The 19,771-nt window shown below is 72.2% G+C and carries 13 protein-coding genes; 7 read left to right on the forward strand and 6 right to left on the reverse strand.

What is annotated here, in order from left to right:
• Positions 1-7 precede the first annotated feature (7 nt).
• Together V6S66_RS09340 and sepH are read left to right on the forward strand one after the other, a co-directional pair.
• Entirely contained in the window at positions 8-3,406 is a 3,399-nt protein-coding gene (locus V6S66_RS09340; protein ID WP_334206466.1) for a bifunctional proline dehydrogenase/L-glutamate gamma-semialdehyde dehydrogenase, read from the forward strand.
• A gap of 141 nt (positions 3,407-3,547) precedes the next feature.
• Entirely contained in the window at positions 3,548-4,675 is a 1,128-nt protein-coding gene (gene sepH / locus V6S66_RS09345; RefSeq protein ID WP_334206467.1) for a septation protein SepH, read from the forward strand.
• A gap of 36 nt (positions 4,676-4,711) precedes the next feature.
• Here the strand turns inward: sepH and V6S66_RS09350 are convergent, their stop codons facing one another.
• From V6S66_RS09350 to V6S66_RS09365, 4 genes are read right to left on the reverse strand one after another with little or no spacing between them, the layout of a single operon-like run.
• On the reverse strand, positions 4,712-5,365 hold the full coding sequence (locus tag V6S66_RS09350) for a thymidine kinase (RefSeq protein ID WP_334206468.1): 654 nt from the start codon (positions 5,363-5,365) through the stop codon (positions 4,712-4,714).
• Between the two features lie 21 nt (positions 5,366-5,386).
• Positions 5,387-6,472 carry an alkaline phosphatase family protein gene (locus tag V6S66_RS09355; RefSeq protein WP_334206469.1) on the reverse strand — a complete coding sequence of 362 codons (1,086 nt, stop codon included), beginning with the start codon at positions 6,470-6,472 and terminating at the stop codon, positions 5,387-5,389.
• A gap of 6 nt (positions 6,473-6,478) precedes the next feature.
• Positions 6,479-7,054 carry a DUF5998 family protein gene (locus V6S66_RS09360; protein ID WP_334206470.1) on the reverse strand — a complete coding sequence of 192 codons (576 nt, stop codon included), beginning with the start codon at positions 7,052-7,054 and terminating at the stop codon, positions 6,479-6,481.
• The gene (locus tag V6S66_RS09365; RefSeq protein ID WP_334206471.1) at positions 7,054-9,762 is read right to left on the reverse strand and encodes a bifunctional acetate--CoA ligase family protein/GNAT family N-acetyltransferase; all 2,709 of its coding nucleotides are present in this window, start codon (positions 9,760-9,762) and stop codon (positions 7,054-7,056) included. The genes V6S66_RS09360 and V6S66_RS09365 overlap by 1 nt, the downstream gene beginning before the upstream one ends.
• A 136-nt stretch (positions 9,763-9,898) precedes the next feature.
• On the opposite strand from V6S66_RS09365, the gene V6S66_RS09370 reads away from it, so the two are divergent.
• The 5 genes from V6S66_RS09370 to V6S66_RS09390 are packed head-to-tail and all read left to right on the forward strand — an operon-like array spanning position 9,899 to position 17,246.
• Positions 9,899-12,361 (forward strand): DNA gyrase/topoisomerase IV subunit A, encoded by a 2,463-nt coding sequence (locus tag V6S66_RS09370; RefSeq protein WP_334206472.1) that lies wholly within the window; start codon positions 9,899-9,901, stop codon positions 12,359-12,361.
• Between the two features lie 4 nt (positions 12,362-12,365).
• Positions 12,366-13,079, forward strand: coding sequence for an LppX_LprAFG lipoprotein (locus V6S66_RS09375; protein ID WP_334206473.1), 714 nt, complete (start codon positions 12,366-12,368; stop codon positions 13,077-13,079).
• 10 nt (positions 13,080-13,089) lie between these two features.
• Positions 13,090-14,844 (forward strand): MFS transporter, encoded by a 1,755-nt coding sequence (locus V6S66_RS09380; protein ID WP_334206474.1) that lies wholly within the window; start codon positions 13,090-13,092, stop codon positions 14,842-14,844.
• 10 nt (positions 14,845-14,854) lie between these two features.
• Positions 14,855-16,720 (forward strand): LTA synthase family protein, encoded by a 1,866-nt coding sequence (locus V6S66_RS09385; protein WP_334206475.1) that lies wholly within the window; start codon positions 14,855-14,857, stop codon positions 16,718-16,720.
• 34 nt (positions 16,721-16,754) lie between these two features.
• Positions 16,755-17,246 carry a beta-class carbonic anhydrase gene (locus V6S66_RS09390; RefSeq protein ID WP_334206476.1) on the forward strand — a complete coding sequence of 164 codons (492 nt, stop codon included), beginning with the start codon at positions 16,755-16,757 and terminating at the stop codon, positions 17,244-17,246.
• Between the two features lie 15 nt (positions 17,247-17,261).
• On the opposite strand, the gene V6S66_RS09395 is transcribed toward V6S66_RS09390, so the two are convergent.
• Together V6S66_RS09395 and dusB are read right to left on the reverse strand one after the other, a co-directional pair.
• Positions 17,262-18,545: an S-layer homology domain-containing protein gene (locus V6S66_RS09395; RefSeq protein ID WP_334206477.1), complete on the reverse strand. Its 1,284-nt coding sequence runs from the start codon at positions 18,543-18,545 to the stop codon at positions 17,262-17,264.
• 65 nt (positions 18,546-18,610) lie between these two features.
• Positions 18,611-19,753 (reverse strand): tRNA dihydrouridine synthase DusB, encoded by a 1,143-nt coding sequence (gene dusB / locus V6S66_RS09400; protein ID WP_334206478.1) that lies wholly within the window; start codon positions 19,751-19,753, stop codon positions 18,611-18,613.
• Positions 19,754-19,771: the final 18 nt, after the last annotated feature.

The following is a 19,771-nucleotide window of genomic DNA, read 5'->3' on the forward strand; positions in this document are numbered from 1 at the left end:
GGGCGCCATGACCGACGCCCAGCACCTGCCCGCGCGCGCCGTTGACCTGGCGCGCTCCTGGGTCGACTCCTCGCCGCGCCGTGGCCGGGTCGATCCGTCAGCCCGACGCCTGGCCGAGCTCCTCGCCGACGCCGACGGCCTGCAGTTCACGATCGACTTCGTCGACCGGGTCATCCGCCCCGAGGACCACGAGGTCGCCGCCGCCAATCTGCGCCGCCTCGCCCGCCGCCCACCAGGCTTCCTTCCCTGGCACCAGCGCTCCGCCCTCCGTTGGGGTGCCCGCGTGTCACGCGTCGCTCCGGGCTTCGTCGTCCGCACGGCCACGAAGGTCCTGCGCCGACTCGTGGGTCACCTGGTCGTCGATGCGAGGCCCGAGCCGCTCGGCGCCACCATCACCCGACTCACCAAGGGGGGCCACCGGCTCAACCTGAACCTGCTCGGCGAGGCGGTGCTCGGCGAGGGCGAGGCCGCTCGGCGGCGCGACGCGGTCGTCACCCTGCTCGGCCGGTCCGACGTCGACTACGTCTCGGTCAAGGTGTCGTCGGTTGCCAGTCGCCTCTCGCTGTGGGGCTTCGACGCCACCGTCGAGCGCGTCGTCGACCACCTCCGGCCGATCTACGCGGCCGCCGCCGCCAGCGACGAGCCCAAGTTCGTCAACCTCGACATGGAGGAGTACCGCGACCTCGACCTCACGATCGCGGTCTTCACGCGCGCGCTCGAGGCGTTCCCCGACCTCACGGCCGGCATCGTGCTGCAGGCCTACCTGCCTGATGCGCACGATGCCTACGAGCGTCTGCACCGCTGGGCCTATGAGCGCCGCCTCCGGGGCGGGGCTCCCGTCAAGGTGCGCGTCGTCAAGGGTGCCAACCTCGCGATGGAGCGGGTCGACGCCGAGCTCCACGGATGGCCGCTGGCCACCTGGGGCTCGAAGGTCGAGACCGACGCGTCCTACAAGCGACTGCTCGAGAACGCCCTGCGCGCGGACCGCGTCGACGCCGTCCGCGTGGGCGTGGCCGGGCAGAACCTGTTCGACATCGCCTGGGCCTGGCTGCTGGCCGAGGAGCGCGGCGTCACCGAGGCGATCGACGTCGAGATGCTGCTCGGTATGGACGCGGGCCCCGTGCGGGCCGTCCGCGAGACCGTCGGTCGAATCCTGCTCTACACGCCGGTCGTGCACCCCGACGAGTTCGACGTCGCGATCGCCTACCTCATCCGGCGCCTCGAGGAGAACGCGAGCAGCGACAACTTCCTCTCCTCGGTGTTCCGCCTGACCGACGCCGCCACGTTCACGCGCGAGGCCGACCGCTTCCTCGCCTCGATGGACCTGGTGCACCGTGACGCTCCCGCCAGTCACCGGGTGCAGGACCGGCGCCAGGAGACCTTCTCGACCGACGTCGCGACGTTCGGCAACACCCCGGACACCGACCCGGCCGTCGCGGGCAACCGCGCCTGGGCGCTCGAGCAGCTCGAGCGCAGCGTGTACACGACGATGGGCGAGGGCACGATCGAGGAGGCGCGCATCCACGGGCCGGCCGGCCTGGAGACACTCGTGCGCCAGACGCGCTCGGCCGCTCGCAAGTGGCAGGAGCGCGACGTCCAGGTCCGCAGCTGGCTGCTGCACCAAGCGGGTCACGCACTGGCGCACCGCCGCGGCGACCTCGTGGCCGTCATGGCCGCCGAGGCCGGCAAGACGGTGGCCCAGGCCGACGTCGAGGTCAGCGAGGCGGTCGACTTCGCGCACTACTACGCCGAGGCACTGGTGCGCCTCGACGCCGTCGACGGCGCGAAGTTCGAGCCGTCGTCCCTCACGGTCGTGACCCCGCCCTGGAACTTCCCGGTCGCCATCCCGGCCGGCTCGGTGCTCGCCGCCCTGGCCGCCGGCAGCGCCGTCATCATCAAGCCCGCACCCCAGACGCCGCGAAGCTCGGCCGTCGTGGTCGAGGCCCTGTGGGAGGCCGGCATCCCACGCGACGTCCTGCGGCTCGTCACGGTGCCCGAGGGGCCGCTCAGCAAGGCTCTCGTCGCGCACTCCGACGTCGACCGCGTGATCCTCACGGGCGGGTGGGAGACCGCGCGCCTGTTCCGCTCGTGGCGCCCCGACCTGCAGCTGCACGCCGAGACGAGCGGCAAGAACGCCCTCGTGGTCACCCCGAGCGCCGACCTCGACCTCGCCGTCGCCGACCTGGTCCAGAGCGCCTTCGGGCACGCCGGTCAGAAGTGCTCCGCCGCCAGCCTGGCGATCCTCGTCGGGTCGGTCGGCGAGTCGGAGCGCTTCCGCCGCCAGCTCGTCGATGCCGTCAGCTCGATCCACGTCGGGCACCCCACCGACCCGTCGGCCGAGATGGGCCCGCTCGTGGAGCCCCCGGGCGAGAAGCTCCGGGCCGGGCTCACCGAGCTGGGTCAGGGCGAGACGTGGTTGGTCGAGCCCCGTCCGCTCGACGACACCGGGCGCCTGTGGTCGCCGGGCGTGCGCGACGGCGTCCAGGCCGGGAGCGAGTTCCACCGCACGGAGTACTTCGGCCCGGTCCTCGGCGTGATGCACGCGCCCGACCTCGCGACGGCGATCGCCTGGCAGAACGCCACCGACTACGGCCTCACCGCAGGCCTGCACTCGCTCGACCCCGACGAGATCTCGACGTGGGTCGATTCCGTCGAGGCCGGCAACCTCTACGTCAACCGCGGCACCACCGGCGCCATCGTGCAGCGCCAGCCGTTCGGCGGCTGGAAGCGATCGACGGTCGGTCCGACCACCAAGGCCGGCGGGCCCAACCACCTCGTGCGCCTGGGCGGGTGGGCACCGCGGCCGGTCCGCCGCGTCCCTGACGTCGAGCTCTCCGACCGCGTCCTGCAGCTCCTGCAGATGCACGGGCTGACCGACCTGCCCCGCGAGGACCTGGCCTGGCTCGACGTCGCGGCCCGGTCCGACGAGCTGGCCTGGCGTCGTGAGTTCGGCCTGACCAAGGACGTCTCGCGGCTGGCCGCCGAGCGCAACCTGCTGCGGTACCGACCCGTGCCGGTCGTGGCCCGGGTCGAGGGTTCCCGTCGCGACGTCCTGCGGCTCGTGCTGGCCGCCGTCCGCACCGGCGCGCCGCTCGTCGTCAGCAGCGACGTGCGCATGACCGTCACCGGGGCGGAGATCCACGTGGAGGACCACGACGCGTGGCTGGAGCGCCTCGACCGCACCCGGCCCGCGCGCGTACGGCTGGTCAGCTCCTCCCGCGTCGAGGCCGCGCGGCTCGTCGAGGGCGACCCGGACGTCGCATTCATCGAGGGGCCTGTGACCCAGTCCGGTCGCGTCGAGCTGCTGACGTTCCTGCACGAGCAGTCGATCTCGATCACCCACCACCGGTTCGGCAATCCCGTGCCCTCGCTGGCGGGACTGCTCCCGCGCGGACCCCGGGCGTGAGCCACGTGTCGGTGCCGGGCCTTGGGCGGCAGATGAGCCCGGCAGGGGTGCCGGGCCCTGGGCGGCAGATGAGCCCAGCGGCGCGTCCTCCCCGGATCCGCGACGGCCGGGGCGACAATGGCGGGACAGCAAGGAGGCGACATGCGTGAGCTCGGACCGGACCGCTTGAGTGACGACGGCAACGGCCTCGTCGCTCGGGACCCGGCCTCCGGCGAGGAGTTCCGCGTGCCGATCGACGACCGACTGAGCCGCTTGGTCGCCCTCGCCGAGCAGCGCCGTCCGTCGGGCCAGGCCGCCCGCGAGACCACCAGGCCCAGGGAGACCACGATGTCGAACGAACCCCGGATGCAGAGCGCCCGGACCGAGAGCGCCCGGACCGAGAGCGCCCGGACCGAGAGCGCCCGGACCGAGAGCGCACTGAGCCCGCGCGAGATCCAGACTCGCATCCGACGCGGCGAGACCGTGTCGGAGGTCGCCGATGCCGCGGGCGTCCCGGCCACACAGATCGAGGGCTTCGCGACTCCCGTCCTGGCCGAGCGGGCCTACATGGCCGAGCAGGCTCGCGCCACGCCGCTGCGTCGCAAGCACGTCGGCGGCGCGCCCGTCGCGCTGGGCGAGCTGGTCGACGGCTGTCTGGCCGCCACGGGCTTCGTGCCCGACGACGCCGCCTGGGACGCCTGGCGCCGCGAGGACGGCCGTTGGGCGGTCATCGTCACGCCGCGCGGCGAGCCGGCGGCGCACTTCGTGTTCGACGTCAAGAGCCGCTACGTGCTTCCCGCCGACGATGGCGCCCACGGCCTCGTCGGTGACGTCGCCCACCCCGACGAGTCCTCCGACATGGCCCTGGCCGATGCGGTGCGCTCGGGCGAGGTGCGTGCGGACGACGAGCGCTCGGGCGAGGAGCCCGTCCTTCCGGCGGCGCAGGTCGTGGCCGAGGACTACGCGATCAGCGCTCCCGTCGCCTCCCTGAAGGAGGCGCGCGATCGTCGCGCCCTGGAGCAGATGGCCCAGGCCGGCCCCGCCTCACCGGGGTCCGACCACCCCACCGACCAGCTCGACTTCAGCGACCTCGAGGACGAGCACGCCGAGGAGGCCCGCGCCTCGACGGCTCAGCCCGCACCGGAGGAGTCCGACCACCAGTCCGGGCCCGACGCGGAGCCGGAGCCCGAGGCCGAGGCCGAGACCTCCCGGCCCGAGGACCGTCGCAAGCACGAGCGGCGTCGGGTCCCGAGCTGGGACGAGATCATGTTCGGCGGACGCGACGCCTGAGGCCCGGCGCCGGGGTCGTCCTGGGTCGCGTGCCGCTCAGTCGAAGGGCAGGACGTCGGGCGACATCGCTGCGGCCTGCGCGGCTGCGGCCGTCATGCGCCGGCGGTGGTGCCGGCGGCACAGCACCTCGTAGCCGACCTGCGGCGCCGGACGGTCCGGGTCGTCGACGTCGCCCACGACGATGACGTCACCCTCGGTGACCATGATCCCGTTCTCGGTCCGGGCGTTGTGCGTGGCACGCGAGCCGCACCAGCACAGGGTCTCGACCTGCAGGGTCATGACCCGGTCCGCGAGCTCGACCAGGCGGGCCGAGCCCTCGAAGAGACGGGTCCGGAAGTCGGTGAGGATGCCGAAGCAGAACACGTCGATGTCGAGCTCGTCGGCGATGCGGGCCAGGGTGTCGATCTGGTGGGTCGTGTAGAACTGCGCCTCGTCGGCCACGATGTAGTCGATCCGCTGGGCGTGCGTGAGCTCGTGCACCACGTAGCCCCAGAAGTCGAAGGCGGCGTCGACCTCGATGGCCTCGACCGACAGCCCGAGGCGGCTCGAGATGACCCCGGCACCGGCCCGGTCGCGGGACGTGAAGACCCGTCCGTGCCGCGCCCGGGCCCGGTGGTTGTGGTCGACCTGCAGCGCGAGCGTGCTCTTGCCGGAGTCCATCGTGCCGGAGTAGTACGTCAGGTCAGCCATGTCGCCCTCATCCGATCAACCTCATCCGATCAACAGGGGGATCCGGGTCTCGGCGTCGCTCGTGGAGCCGTGGAACCCCGCCATCTCCATCTCCCGGGCGAACTCCCGCGAGCTGAAGACGGCGAAGTCGCCGAGGGCAGCGACGACGACATCGCCGAAGCGGCCGGCAACGGCCGGGTCCAGCGGACCGAACCAGTCCTCGCACTCCGCGCGCAACCGGACCTCGGCGCGGTCGCCCAGCAGCTCGCGCCAACGGGCGGCGACCTGCTCGGGCTCGGCGGTGTGCACGTGGCGGAACCGCGCCTCGCCCGCGATGAGCTCGACGCCGTCGAGCAGGCGTGGGTGCTCGTCGACGTCGAACCGCCCCTCGCGCGGGAGGTCGATCATGCCGTGGTCGGCCGTGACCAGCAGTCGCACGTCGTCCGGCAGATCGGCCCGCAGCCGGGCCAGGTCGGTGTCGATCCGACGCAGCTCGTCACGCCACTCCGGGGACGTGCACCCGTGCTTGTGGCCCGTGTGGTCGAGGTTGGACTCGTAGGCGTACACCGCCGGCCGACCGTCGGCCTCCGCCAGGTCGAGCAGGACGTCGTGGCGCTCCCAGCTCGAGGTCACGCCGTGGTACGGGATGTCGCGCTGGCTGCACTGCGTGAGGCCGGAGCCCTGGAACCGTGCCTCGTTGACGGCGGCCGCGGCCACGCCCTGGCGAGCCATGCGTTCCAGCACCATGGGGTGGGACTGCCAGGCACGGGGGTCGAGCGGCTTGTCCCAGGCGATCGAGTTGAGGCGCTCCCCCGTCTCGGGCACGCGCACGGTGTAGCCCGCGACGCCGTGCTGCCCGGGAGTGACCCCGGTGCCCAGCGAGGTCAGGCTCGTGACGGTCGTGGACGGGATGTTGCTGCGGACCTCGGGCACGGAGTGCAGCCCGGTCAGGAACGGCGCGTGCTCGGCGTTGGCGCGGAGGTTGGCCTCCCCCAGCCCGTCGACCAGGAAGAGGACGTACCCCCGCGCCTGCGGCAGGCCCACGACGTCGACGAGTCCGTCGACCCCCATCGCTGCGCCCACGGACGGCCACAGGTCGTGGATGCGGACGGACACGGGGCTGGACAAGATGGGTCAGCCGCGGCCGAGGGCCGAGGGGCGTGAGGTGACCGACGAGAGGTGGCGGGCGAAGTCGAGCAGCTCCTCGACGGCCTGCCCGCCGTCGCCGGCGCTGGCCAGGCGCAGGGAGAAGTCGTCGCTGCTGACCGATCCGGTGTAGCCGTGGTCGGCCTCGCACTCGGGGTCGTCGCAGCGCGCGGGCTCGAGGTCGACGCGCGACACCGCACCCCAGCCGATCGTCAGCACCGCCTCCTCGAGCTTGCCCGCGGTCGACACGATGCGAGTCACGACGACCGACGCGATGCGGTCGAGACCGACCGCCTCGGACGTCGTGGACGTGTAGGGCCGGGGCACCAGGTCGTCGGGCGGGTGCTCGTCGGTGTGCAGCAGCACGACACGGGTGTCGGTGAGGACGAGCACCGTCATGTGGCGGCGGATCTCGTCGCGGTCGAACGTCGGCTCGTGGTGCGCGACGAACGCCCAGACCTCCTCGCCCGCGAGTGCGTCACGGAGCCCGTCGGCGACGATGTCGGGGTAGTAACCGCTGCGGGAGATCGCGGCGTACAGCTCGCCGGTGCGGTCGTGGGCCATCAGGCCAGCGTATCGCCCAGCGCACCGGCCGGGTTGAGTCGACGGGCGTACCACTCGCCGCGGCGGTCCTGCGTGGGCACGACCTTGGCCCGGGCGCTCAGCACCGTGATGCCGTCGGGGCGCACGACGACGGGCTCGAGGTCGAGCTCGGACACCTCGGGGAGGTCGTCCTTGAGCGCGGCGATGCGCAGCAGGACGTCGTGGATCCGGGGCACGTCGACCGGATCGGAGCCGCGGTAGCCGAACAGCAGGGGCGCGGCCCGCAGGTCGGTGACCATGGTCGAGACGTCGACGTCGGTCAGCGGCGGGATCCCGTAGGTGCGGTCGCCCAGCAGCTCGCTGGGGGCACCGGACAGGCCGAACGACACGAGCGGACCGAACAGTCCGTCCTCGGAGGCGCTGAAGGCCAGCGGGACACCGTCGGAGACCGTGCGCTGCACGTAGAAGCGGGTGTCGGCGCGGACGCCCGACCAGCGCGACATCTCGGCCCAGGCCCGCCGCATGTCGTCGGCGGAGTGGATCGAGCGCCAGATGTGCGCCAGGTCGGGGCGGGCACGCAGGTGCTCGCTGCCCGCCTTCAGGACGACGTCCCACCCGAGCTGCTCGCCGGCGGCGACGGCCTGATCGGCGTCGTGCACGTTGATCCAGGTCCACATGTCGATGCCGTAGCAGTCGAGCAGCTCGTGCACCTGCTCGGTCGACAGCACGGCGCCCCGCGGCGCGAGCTCGAGCACCTGGTCGATCAGGGCACGCGCGTCGCCGGCGCGGATGTCGTCGAACTGGGCGAAGTCACCATGCTCGCGTGAGGCCCACTCGGCGTAGTTGACGACGCGCGCCAGCGCGCGGACCGCGGACTCCGGCGCCGAGTACGACGGCACCGAGCCACGGCCCGCCGAGCCTCCGGCGACGTCCGGGACGCGCAGCAGCTCGGGCACGCCCTCGCTGCCGAGGAAGGTCGACACGATGGGCTTGTCCGACTGCTCGCCGATCGCCGCCAGGACGTCGGCGACCTCCTCGCCGCTGGTGTTGAGCGGCGGGATGTAGACCACGACGAGGGCGTCGACGTGCGGATTGGCCAGCGCGCTCTCGATCGCGGCCTCGAAGTCCTCGGCGTCGGCGGACGCGCCCAGCGAGACGGGCTTGAGCACCTCCAGGCCGGCGGCACTGCCCGCGTCGGCCACGAGCAGGGCCATGGCGTCGGAGTTGCCCACGATCGCGACCCGGTTGCCGCGCGGCAGCGGCTGGTGCGCCAGGACCTGCGCGACGTCGAACATCTCGTCGAGCGTGTCGACCTGGATGACGCCGGCCTGACGGAACATCGCGTCGACGGCGGCCTGCGGCGCGGAGCTGCGACGGACGGTGTGCCCGACCGGCACACCCTGGGTGGATCGACCGGACTTCACGGCGACGATCGGCTTGGTGGCCGCCACGCGACGGGCGATGCGCGAGAACTTGCGCGGGTTGCCGATCGACTCCAGGTAGAGCAGCACGACCTCGGTCGCGTCGTCCTCCTGCCAGAACTGCAGCAGGTCGTTGCCCGAGACGTCGGCGCGGTTGCCCGCGGAGACGAACGTCGAGAGGCCGAGGCCGCGGCGCGACACGGTCTCGAGGATCGCGGTGCCGAGGGCTCCGGACTGGCAGAAGAAGCCGACGCGCCCCTGCGGCGGCATGGCCGGCGAGAGTGAGGCGTTGAGCTGACGGTGCGGCGCGGTATTGATGACGCCGAGGCAGTTGGGTCCGATCAGGCGCAACCCGTAGGAGCGGCACAGGCCGAGCAGGGCGCGCTGGCGCTTGCGTCCCTCGATGCCTTCCTCGGCGAAGCCCGCGGAGATCACGACCAGCCCGTGCACCCCCTTGGCGGCGCAGTCGAGCACGACGTCGGTGACGGACTCGGCCGGCACGGCCACGATCGCGATCTCGACCTCGTCGGGGATGTCCTGGACTGAGGCGTACGCCGGCAGGCCCGACACGGCCTCGGCGCTGCTGTTGACGGCGTAGACCGCGCCGGAGTAGTCGCCCAGCACGAGGTTGCGCACCATGGCCTGGCCGATCGAGTCCTGGCGACGGCTGGCGCCGATGACCGCGATGCTGCGCGCGTCGAAGATGCGGGCGATCGAGGCGGCCTCGGCACGCTGCTCGCGGGCCCGCATGACGCCGACCGCCGTGTCGGTGTTGTCCAGCGGGAAGGTCAGCTGCTGCACCCCGTCGGCGAGCTCGGCCGTGAGCGAGTAGCCCATCTCACGGAAGACCTGCAGCATCCGGGCGTTGCTCGGCAGGACCTCGGCGTGGAACCGCTCCAGCCCGCGCTCGCGACCGGCCTGGGCCAGGTGCTCGAGCAGGAGCTGGCCGATCCCGCGACCCTGGTGCGCGTCCTCGACCAGGAACGCGACCTCGGCCTCGTCGTCGCTCGTGGCGTCGTAGCGACCCACCGCGATGATCTGGCCGTGCAGGGTCATGACGAAGGCGACCCGTCGTTCGTGGTCGACCACGGTGAACCGGCGGACGTCGCGAGCCGACAGGGTCGGGTACGGCGCGAAGAACCGGAAGTACTTGGACTCCTCGGAGACGCGGCCGTAGAACGCGATGAACTCGTCGGAGTCGGCCGCGACGATGGGCCGGAGCTGGGCCACGCGCCCGTCGCGCAGCAGGACGTCGGCCTCCCACTCGGGGACCGGGTGGAGATCCTCCACTTCGGGCGCTTCGGTCACGCGGTCAATCTACCGCCTGCGCCGCCTGGATGGACTCGTGCCGGATCCGCCCGGCGTGGCAGGTGTCGCCTCGTCGGCGCGGACCGCCACAATGGTGGGCGGTCCCGAGCCGCGGGGCGGCAGTGGGAAGGACGGCATGGCACGCAGGACGAGCACGGGCACCGAGGTCGACGACGACTTCGAGGAGCACATCGTCGACACCGACATCCGCGAGGAGATGCGGTCGAGCTTCCTGGAGTACTCCTACTCGGTCATCTACTCGCGCGCCCTCCCCGATGCGCGCGACGGCCTCAAGCCCGTGCAGCGCCGGATCCTCTACACGATGGACGAGATGGGCCTGCGGAGCGACCGCGGCCACGTCAAGTCCGCCCGACCCGTCGGTGAGGTCATGGGTCGGCTCCACCCGCACGGCGACAGCGCGATCTACGACGCCCTCGTCCGGCTCGTCCAGCACTGGTCGCTGCGCGTGCCGCTGGTCGACGGGCACGGCAACTTCGGCTCCCCCGACGACCCACCCGCCGCGATGCGCTACACCGAGTGCCGCATGGACCCGGCCGCCGAGGCCATGACCGCCTCCATCGAGGAGGACACGGTCGACTTCCGACCCAACTACGACGGTCGCGAGACCGAGCCCGTCGTGCTCCCCGCCGCGCTGCCCAACCTGCTCGTCAACGGTGCCTCGGGCATCGCCGTGGGCATGGCCACCAACATCGCGCCGCACAACCTCGTCGAGGTCGTGCAGGCCTGTCGGCACCTCATCAAGCACCCCTCGGCGTCGCTCGAGGACCTGATGCGTTTCATCCCCGGGCCCGACCTGCCCACGGGCGGCAAGATCATCGGGCTCGACGGCGTGCGCGACGCGTACGCCACGGGCAACGGCTCGTTCCGCATGCGTGCCACCGCGCGCATCGACCAGGTCGGCCGCCGCAAGGCCGTCGTGATCACCGAGCTGCCCTACAACGTGGGCCCCGAGAAGGTCATCGAGGCCGTCAAGAAGCTCGTGCAGACCAAGAAGCTGCAGGGCATCGCCGACCTGAAGAACCTCTCCGACCGGCACTCGGGGCTCGAGATCGTGATCGAGGTCAAGAACGGCTTCGTCCCCGAGGCGATCCTCGAGCAGCTGTACAAGATGACGCCGCTCGAGACGTCGTTCGGCATCAACGCGGTCGCGCTGGTCGACGGCCAGCCACGCACCCTCGGGATCAAGGAGATGCTCGAGGTCTACCTCCAGCACCGCTGTGACGTCGTCCGGCGCCGCACCAGCTTCCGGCGCGCCAAGGCCGCCGCGCGCCTGCATCTCCTCGAGGGCCTGCTGCTGGCCCTGGTCGACATCGACGAGGTCATCCAGCTGATCCGCAGCAGCGAGAACCGCAGCGAGGCCCGCGAGCGCCTGATGAGCGTGTTCGACCTGTCGACGGAGCAGGCCGAGTACATCCTCAACCTCACGCTGGGCCGACTGACGCGGTACGACCGCATCGCGGTCGAGAACGAGATCGACGAGCTGCGCCGCACGATCGAGGAGCTCGACGCGATCCTGGCCGACGAGATGCTGCTGCGTTCTGTCGTGGGCGACGAGCTGGCCGCCATGGCCAAGCAGTTCGGCACGCCGCGGCGCACGATCCTGCTGGCGTCGGCCGGCCAGACCGTGACGGCCGCCACCCCCGTCGAGGTCGCCGACGACCCGTGCTGGGCGTTGCTCTCGGCCACGGGGCTGCTGGCGCGCACCGCGGACGCCAGCCCTCCGGGGCCCGCGGAGTCGCGGGCGGCGCACGACGTCGTGGTGGCGGCGGTGCGCACCACCGCCCGCGGCCAGATCGGCGTCGTCACGAGCGACGGCACGGTCCGCCGCGTCTCGGTGCTCGACCTCCCCGCGCTCCCTCCCACCGCGGGTGCACCGTCGGTCCAGGGCGGGGTGCCGGTCGGTGAGCTCGTCGCCACCGACGCTCGCACCGTGACCCTCATGACCTTCGGCGAGGACCAGCCCGGCATCGCCCTGGGCACGCGTCAGGGCACCGTCAAGCGCGTCCGGCCCGACCACCTCAAGGGCCGCGACGAGTGGGAGGTCGTCAGCCTGGCCGCCGGCGACGAGGTCGTCGGCGCCGTCGACCTCGTCACGGGTCACGAGCAGCTCGCCTTCGTCACCTCCGACGCCCAGCTGCTCCACTTCCCGGCCGACCTCGTGCGTCCGCAAGGACGTAGCGGCGGCGGCGTCGCCGGGGTCAAGCTCGCGGCGGGCCAGCACGTCGTCGCCTTCGGGGCGGTGCGCGACCCGGAGGCCGCCCATGTCGTCACGATCGCCGGCAGCAGCGACGCGCTGCCGGGCACCGAGACGGGATCGGCCAAGGTCACGCCGATGTCGGCCTACCCGGCCAAGGGGCGCGCCACCGGTGGCGTGCGCTGCCAGCGGCTGCTCCGGGGCGAGGACGCCCTCGTGGTCGCCTGGGTCGGCGACGGCCAACCCGTGGCCTGCGCCGCGAGCGGCTCGCCCGTGCCACTGCCCGAGGTCGACCCACGCCGCGACGGGTCCGGCACACCCCTGGACCAGCCCGTCCTGGCCGTCGCCGGACCTGCGGGGGCACTCTCGCCCGTGTCAGACTGACGACGTGCGCTCACCCCGACTCGTCGTCCTCGGCGTCCTGCTCCCCGCCCTCCTGCTGGCCGGGTGCTCCGGCTCCGGGGACGCGATCGATCCCGACGAGGCTGCGGGCCGTCTCGACACGGCCGCCGCGGCGCTCGGGGAGGCCGAGCGCATCGACTTCTCCATCGCGGTCGACGGCAGCCTCCCGAGCGGGGTCCGGGGCCTGGAGTCGGCCAAGGGCTTCGGCAACCGCACGCCCGCCTTCGAGGGCGACGTCACGATCGCGGCCGGCGGCACGAGCCTCTCGGCCGAGGTCGTCGCGGTCGACGGGCAGCTGTGGGCCAAGCTCGGCTTCTCGCCCGACTTCTTCACGATCGACCCCGCCGAGTACGGCGCGCCGGACCCCGCCACCCTCATCGGCCTGCCGGGCGAGGGCGTCGTGTCGCTGCTGAGCGACGTCGAGGTCGAGTCGACGAGCCAGGAGCGCGACGGCGAGACCGTCCTCACCGCCATCACGGGGACCGTGCCGGGCGAGATGGTCGCGGCGCTGATCCCCTCGGCCGATCCCGACGCGGACGTCGAGGTCGTCGTCCGCCTCACCGACGACGACGAGGTCCAGGACCTCACCTTGACCGGTGCGTTCTACCCGGACGCCGACGAGGTCACCTACGTCGTCACCGTCACGGCGTCCGACGAGTCGCCCACGATCGAGGCGCCGACCCGCACCGGCGGGGCGTGAGCGGCACGGGATGAGCGATCCCACGGTCCGGGTCGCCACCCGCGGCCTGCTGACCCTCGCGGCCGTCGCGATCGGGTTCGCCGCCGCCGACACCTACGTCGTCGTCCTGGCGCTGCCCGACATGATGTCGGCCGTCGGCCTGGACATCGACGAGCTGCAGCGGGCCGCCCCCGTCGTGTCGGGCTTCCTCCTCGGCTACGTCGCGGTGCTGCCCCTCATCGGGCGGATCGCCGACGTCCGTGGCCGACTCCCGGTGCTGACCGGATGCCTCGTCGTCTTCGCGATCGGCTCGGTCGTCACGGCAGCGGCCTACGACCTCGAGTCGATGGTGGCCGGACGGTTCGTGCAGGGCCTGGGCGGCGGCGGACTCATCCCGCCGACCCTGGCGCTCGTGGCCGACGCCTGGCCACCCGAGCGCCGCGGACTACCGCTCGGCATCGTCGGCGCCGTCCAGGAGCTGGGCAGCGTCATGGGTCCGCTGTACGGGGCCGTCGTCCTCGCGGTCGGCGACTGGCGCGACATCTTCTGGCTCAACGCCGCGGTGGGAGCCCTCATCGGTGCGGCCATCCTGAGCCTGCGCACGGGCGACGCCCCGACCGAGTCCCTGACGGAGGCCCCGACCGAGTCACCACCGGTCCGCGCGGGGCACCGTGACTGGATCGGGCTCGTCCTGGCCCTCGCGGCGCTCGTGGTCCTCGTCGTGGTGATGCTCGAGCCGGCGTCGCTGGCCCGCGGCATCACGTCCGGGCTGGCGTTCATCCCCGTCGTGGGCGAGTCGCGATGGCTCACCCCCCTCGCCCTGGCGCTCTACGCGATCGTCGTCGTGTTCGTGCTGCGCCAGGTCACCGCACGGCGCCCACTGCTCGTGGTGCGCGCCTGGCCCTCGGTGGCCCGGGAGGTCGATCTCCTGGGCGCGGCGCTCATGGCGGTCGCGCTCGGCACCGTGATCGTCTCCTTCGCGTCCGCCGACCCCGAGCAGCAGGCCATCTCCGAGGACGCACCGGTGCTGCTGGCGATCGGCGGTGTCGCGCTGGTGGCGTTCGTGGTTCGCCAGCGCACCGCCCGCCAGCCGCTCATCCCCCGAGCGGCGCTCACGGCGCGGCAGGCCTGGGGCGCCGTGGCCGTGTCGTTCCTGATCGGCGCCTCCCTCATCGCCGCCCTGGTCGACATCCCGCTGTTCGCCCGCCTGACCGTGTACCGCGACTCCCAGCTCGACGCCGCGCTCGTGCTGGTGCGGTTCCTCGTGGCCCTCCCGGTCGGTGCGGTCCTGGGCGGCTTCCTGCTCCGCCGCGTCTCCCCCGCACCGCTGACGGCCGTCGCCATGCTCATGTCGGCGGGCGCGTTCTGGCACATGTCGACCTGGGACGCCACCTCCCTGGAGTCCCCGATCGAGACGCTCTCGCTGGTCGTCGGTGGTCTCGGCTTCGGCCTGGCGATCGCTCCGGTCAACGCGGCCCTGCTCGACCACACGCGTGACGCCGTGCACGGCATCGCGAGCGCGCTGCTCGTCGTGGCCCGCATGGTCGGCATGCTGATCGGCATCTCGGCGCTCACGACCCTCGGCCTGAGGTCGTTCTACGCCGAGGCCGGCGGCATCGACTCCCCCGCCGACGTCTGCGGCGCGACCACGCGCTGCCAGGCCTACGACGACCTCCTCCTCGACGCCGGCATCGCCCAGCTCCACACGGTCTTCGCCGCCGCGGCGGTGCTCGCGCTCGCCGCGGCCGTGCTGGCCCTCGTCGTCCTGCGGAGACCCGCTCGGTAGAGTTTTCCCGATGTCGTGGATCCCAGCGCTGCGCCGCAGCGCCGTGCCCGACCTCGCGCTCGCGGCCGTCGCCGCCTATCTCGTCGTCTGGCTGATGACCACGCCGATCCACGAGGTCGCCGCCGAACGAGGCGTCGCCACGCACGACATCCTCGACGACGCCGTCGGGCTCGGGCTGGTGTGGCTGCTCGTCGCCCTGCTCCTCGTCGTGACCCGGCAACGATGGCTCGTGCTCGCCGCGGTCGTCGGGATCGCGGTCGCGGGGCACGTCGCCCAGCGCGAGAAGCTCACGGTGCTCGGTGAGCCGCTGCTGCCGACCGACCTCGGCTTCCTGTCCAACCCCGACTTCCTGTCGTCGCAGACGAGCACGGCCACGATCGTCCTGCCGCTCCTGGGCGCGGGCCTCGTCATGGCGCTGGCCGTCTGGGCCGACCGGCGTCGCCGACGGCACGTCGCGGGCGCGTCCGAGGCGGTACGCCGGCGCCGCCGGCTCGTGAGCCTCGGACTCGCCCCGGTGCTGGCCCTGACCGTCGCGGTCGCGCTCGACTTCAACCGGCCCGGCAACCCGCTGCGTAGCCTCTACGCCGGGAGCAGCGTCGGCTGCTGTCCGTGGGGTCAGCTCGAGAACTATGCCGCCAACGGCTTCGTGGCCGGGTTCCTGACCAACGTGCCGGGCCTCGCGATGCAGGTGCCCGACGGCTACAGCCGCGAACGGATCGAGGAGATCGTCGCGCGCTACTCCGAGGACCTGCCCGACCGGGACGGGGACACCCCGAGCCTGGCCGACATGGACGTGGTCGTGGTGCTCTCGGAGAGCTTCTCCGATCCGACCCGACTCAGTGGGCTCTCGATCGAGCGTGACCCCCTGCCGCAGCTCCGCGCCCGCGGCGGCGAGGGATGGTCGGGCCAGACCGTGGCGTCCTACTACGGCACCGGCACCTCGACGATGGAGTACCAGGTGCTCACGGGGCAGTCCATCGGCCTGCTCGAGCCGCAGATCTTCTCGCCGTACCAGTCGTTCGTCGCCGGCAGCCGAACCTTCCCGTCAGCGGCCGGCTGGCTCACCTCCCACGGCTCCGAGGCCGTCGCGGTCCACCCGTTCAGCGCATCGATGTACCAGCGTCGGTCGGTGTACGACGCCTTCGGGTTCGACGAGTTCCTCGACGAGGACGACTTCGCGTCGGTGGATCCGCTCGGCGGCAACCCGTTCATCTCGGACGCCGAGGCCTTCGGCCGCACGCTCGAGGTGCTCGACGATGCCACGGCACCAACCCTGGTCAACCTCGTCACGATCCAGAATCACTCACCGTTCTTCGGCTGGTACGCCGGCATGCCCGGGGTCGAGGGGCTGGTCGGCGACGACGACGAGCGCGTCCACCTGGCGACGTGGATCCGCGGGCTGGAGCACAGCGACGCGGCGCTCGACGAGTTCCTTGCCGCTCTCGCCGAACGGGAGCGACCGACGGTGGTCGTCTACTACGGCGACCACTACCCCGGTGTCCTCCCGGCCGACCTGCGGGAGGCCAACGAGCCGATCGGGACGCTCTTGACCCCGGTCCTGCTGTGGTCGAACCTCGACGTCATCGACCCTGGCCGCGACATCGGCGTCGTCGACGCGACCGGCCTGCTGCCGATGGCCGCAGAGATGGTCGGCGCTCCGCTCCCCCCGTACTACCGGCTCCTGCAGCACGTGCAGGACGAGATCGGATCGGTCGGCCGGGGCTTGATCGTGGCCGGAGACGGCACCCCCGTCGACGAGGAGGACCTGTCCGAGGACCAACGTCGCCTGCTCGAGGACTACCGGCTCGTGCAGTACGACTTCTCGGCCGGGAAGGGCTACGGCGTCGAACCCCTCTGGTACGACTGGGTCCCCTGAGCGCGGACCCGGTCGCCAGCGATAATCTTGGACCATGGCCTTCGATGATCTCCTCGCCGCCAATCGCACCTACGCCGACGACTTCCAGAACGGAGGGTTCGACGGCATCGCCAAGGCCGGTGTGGCCATGGTGACGTGCATGGATTCACGCATCGACCCCCTGAAGATGATCGGCCTCGAGCCGGGCGACGCGAAGATCCTGCGCAACCCCGGCGGCCGCGTCACCGACCAGGTGCTCGTCGCCGTCGTGCTCGGCGTCACGCTCCTCCAGGTCCGCCGCGTCCTGGTGATCCAGCACACCCGCTGCGCGATGGCCTCGGCGCCCGAGGCCGAGCTGCAGGCCCGGGTCGGAGCCGCCACGGGCACCGACGCGAGCTGGATGAGCCTTGGCGCAATCACCGACCAGGAGTCCACGATCCGCGCCGACGTGCACAAGATCGAGAGCCACCCGCTCGTCCCGGACGAGATCGAGGTCGGCGGCTTCGTCTACGACGTCGACAGTGGTCTGCTGACGCCGGTCGCCTGAGCCGCCGACCAGGACTCAGTACTTCGCGAACACCTGCACGAAGGTGCGGGGGTGGCCGCACGGCGAGCTCTCGACGAACCCGATCCCCAGGTGGGTGAAGTCGCCGAGCAGGTTCGCCCGGTGCCCTGGGGAGTTGATCCAGGCCTGGACGACCTCGGTGTACTGCTGGCCGCGAGCAATGTTCTCACCCCAGGCTCGCCACCCGCCCGGGATGAGCTGGCCGACGCTCGAGTTGTGCGCGAACACGCAGGTGGACGACATCTGCTGGGCCCAGGCTTGGGCGACCGAGGAGATGGGCGCATTGAGCTGCAGCGGAGCACGACCGTTCGAGGCTCGGAACTGGTTCGTGTCGGTCAGGATCCGCTGGACGACGACGTCGAGGGGCGACGCCGTCACGGCGCCCGTGGCGGCGCTCGTGCGGACCGATGCTGCGGCTCCGGGACGGTTCGCGGTCGCCCGGAACGACAGCGTCGCCCCCAGGTCGCTCTGCCGGACGGTGTAGCCCAGGGACGTGGCGCCCGAGATCGGTGTCCCGTTGCGGAGCCACTGGTACGTGACCGAGGCGGGCTGCGGCGTCCACGTGCCGGGGACACCCCGCAGCCGCGAGCCCACGTAGGCGTTGCCGCTGACGGTGGGCGTCGGCGCCGACGTGAACGGGCCGGACGCAGCACCGTCGCCGCCGCCGAACTGGTCGTCGTACCGGAACAGGAAGGCGGCCATCTGCTCGCGGAGCACGGGCTGCGACGGCCGGAACGACCCGTCGGGATACCCCGTCGAGATCCCCGAGCCGCTGAGCCACTGGATCTGGGTCCGGAACGTGCTGCCGGTCGGGACGTCGCTGAACGATCCGGAGCCACCGCTCGGCGCCGCCTCGAGCGCGCGGAACCGCTGCAGGAACGCCGCCATCTGCTCGCGGAGCACGGGCTGCGACGGCCGGAACGTGCCGTCGGGATACCCCGTCGAGATCCCGGAGTCCGCGAGCCAGACGATCGCGCGGTAGAAGCCGTGCGACGTCGGGACGTCGACGAACGGGCTCGAGGCGGGCAGGTCGCTCACGGCGGGCTCGCCCGCCTGGCGCCACAGGAACACCGCCATCTGCTCGCGCAGCACCGAGGCGCCCGGCCGGAACGACCCGTCGGGGTACCCGGTCGTGATTCCCGTGCCGGCGAGCCAGCCGATCTCGTCGACGAAAGTGTGGGCGTCGGGCACATCGGTGAATCGGGCCGCCGAGGCGGGCGCGGTTCCGGTGGCGACGACGAAACAGGCGGTCAGCGCGACGGTCAAAAATCGATTCAGCATGGTGACTCCTCCCAAAGTCACCTCGACCGTAACCTCCGGGAGGGTCAATCGTTACACCGCGGTTGTCAGCCGCCGGAAGTCGCGTCCTCGGCCTCCGGATCGAGGTCGCCGTCGACCTCCCGCGAGTCGAGCCACCCCTCCGGGACCACGACCCGCTTGGGGGTGCCCTGGCGCCCGCGGGGGCGCCCGAGCTCGGCCGCGGGGAACGGCTCGTCGGTGTCGAGGTCGGCCAGCAGTGCGTCGAGCGCGGCGTAGGACGACACCTTGCCGAGGCTGCTGCGCACGACCGAGCCGGCCGCGAACCCCTTCAGGTACCAGGCGACGTGCTTGCGGAACTCGATGCAGCCGCGCTCCTCACCCATCCACTGCCCGAGCAGCTGGGCATGGCGACGCATGACCGCGGCGACCTCCCCCAGGTTCGGCGTGGTGAGCACCTCGGTGCCCGTCAAGGCCGCGGCGAGGTCGCGGAACAACCACGGCCGGCCCAGGCAGCCGCGGCCGACGACGACGCCGTCACACCCGGTCTCGGCCATCATGCGGACCGCATCGGACGCCTCCCAGACGTCGCCGTTGCCGAGCACGGGGATCGAGGTCGAGGCCTTCAGCTCGGCGATCGCGTCCCAGTCGGCGTGGCCGGAGTAGTGCTGGACAGCGGTGCGGCCGTGGAGGGCGATCGCGGCGCACCCGGCGTCGGCCGCGATCCGGCCCGCGTCGAGGTACGTGAGGTGGTCGTCGTCGATGCCCTTGCGGGTCTTCATCGTGACCGGCACCCCGTAGGGCTGCGCGGCCTCGACCGCGGAGGTGAGGATCCGGCCGAGCAGGTTCGCCTTCCACGGGAGGGCGGCACCACCGCCCTTGCGGGTGACCTTGGGGACGGGGCAGCCGAAGTTGAGGTCGACGTGCTGGACCCCGTGCTCGTCGCACAGGATCGAGACCGCGCGGCCGATGATGTCGGGGTCGATGCCGTACAGCTGCACGGACCGCACCGACTCCGCCCCCGAGAACGTCAGCATCGACAGGCTCGTGCGGTCGCCCTCGACGATGCCGCGGGACGTGATCATCTCGCACACGTACAGACCGGCGCCCTGCTCGGCGCAGAGCTGGCGGAACGCGGCGTTCGTGACCCCGGCCATCGGCGCCAGCACGACCGGGACGGGGACCTCGAGGTCCCCGAGGCGCAGGGGCGCCGCCATGGTCGAGGTGGTCATCCTCCGATTGTCCCACCC

Source organism: Aeromicrobium sp. Sec7.5, from assembly GCF_036867135.1.
Taxonomy (GTDB): Bacteria; Actinomycetota; Actinomycetes; order Propionibacteriales; family Nocardioidaceae; genus Aeromicrobium.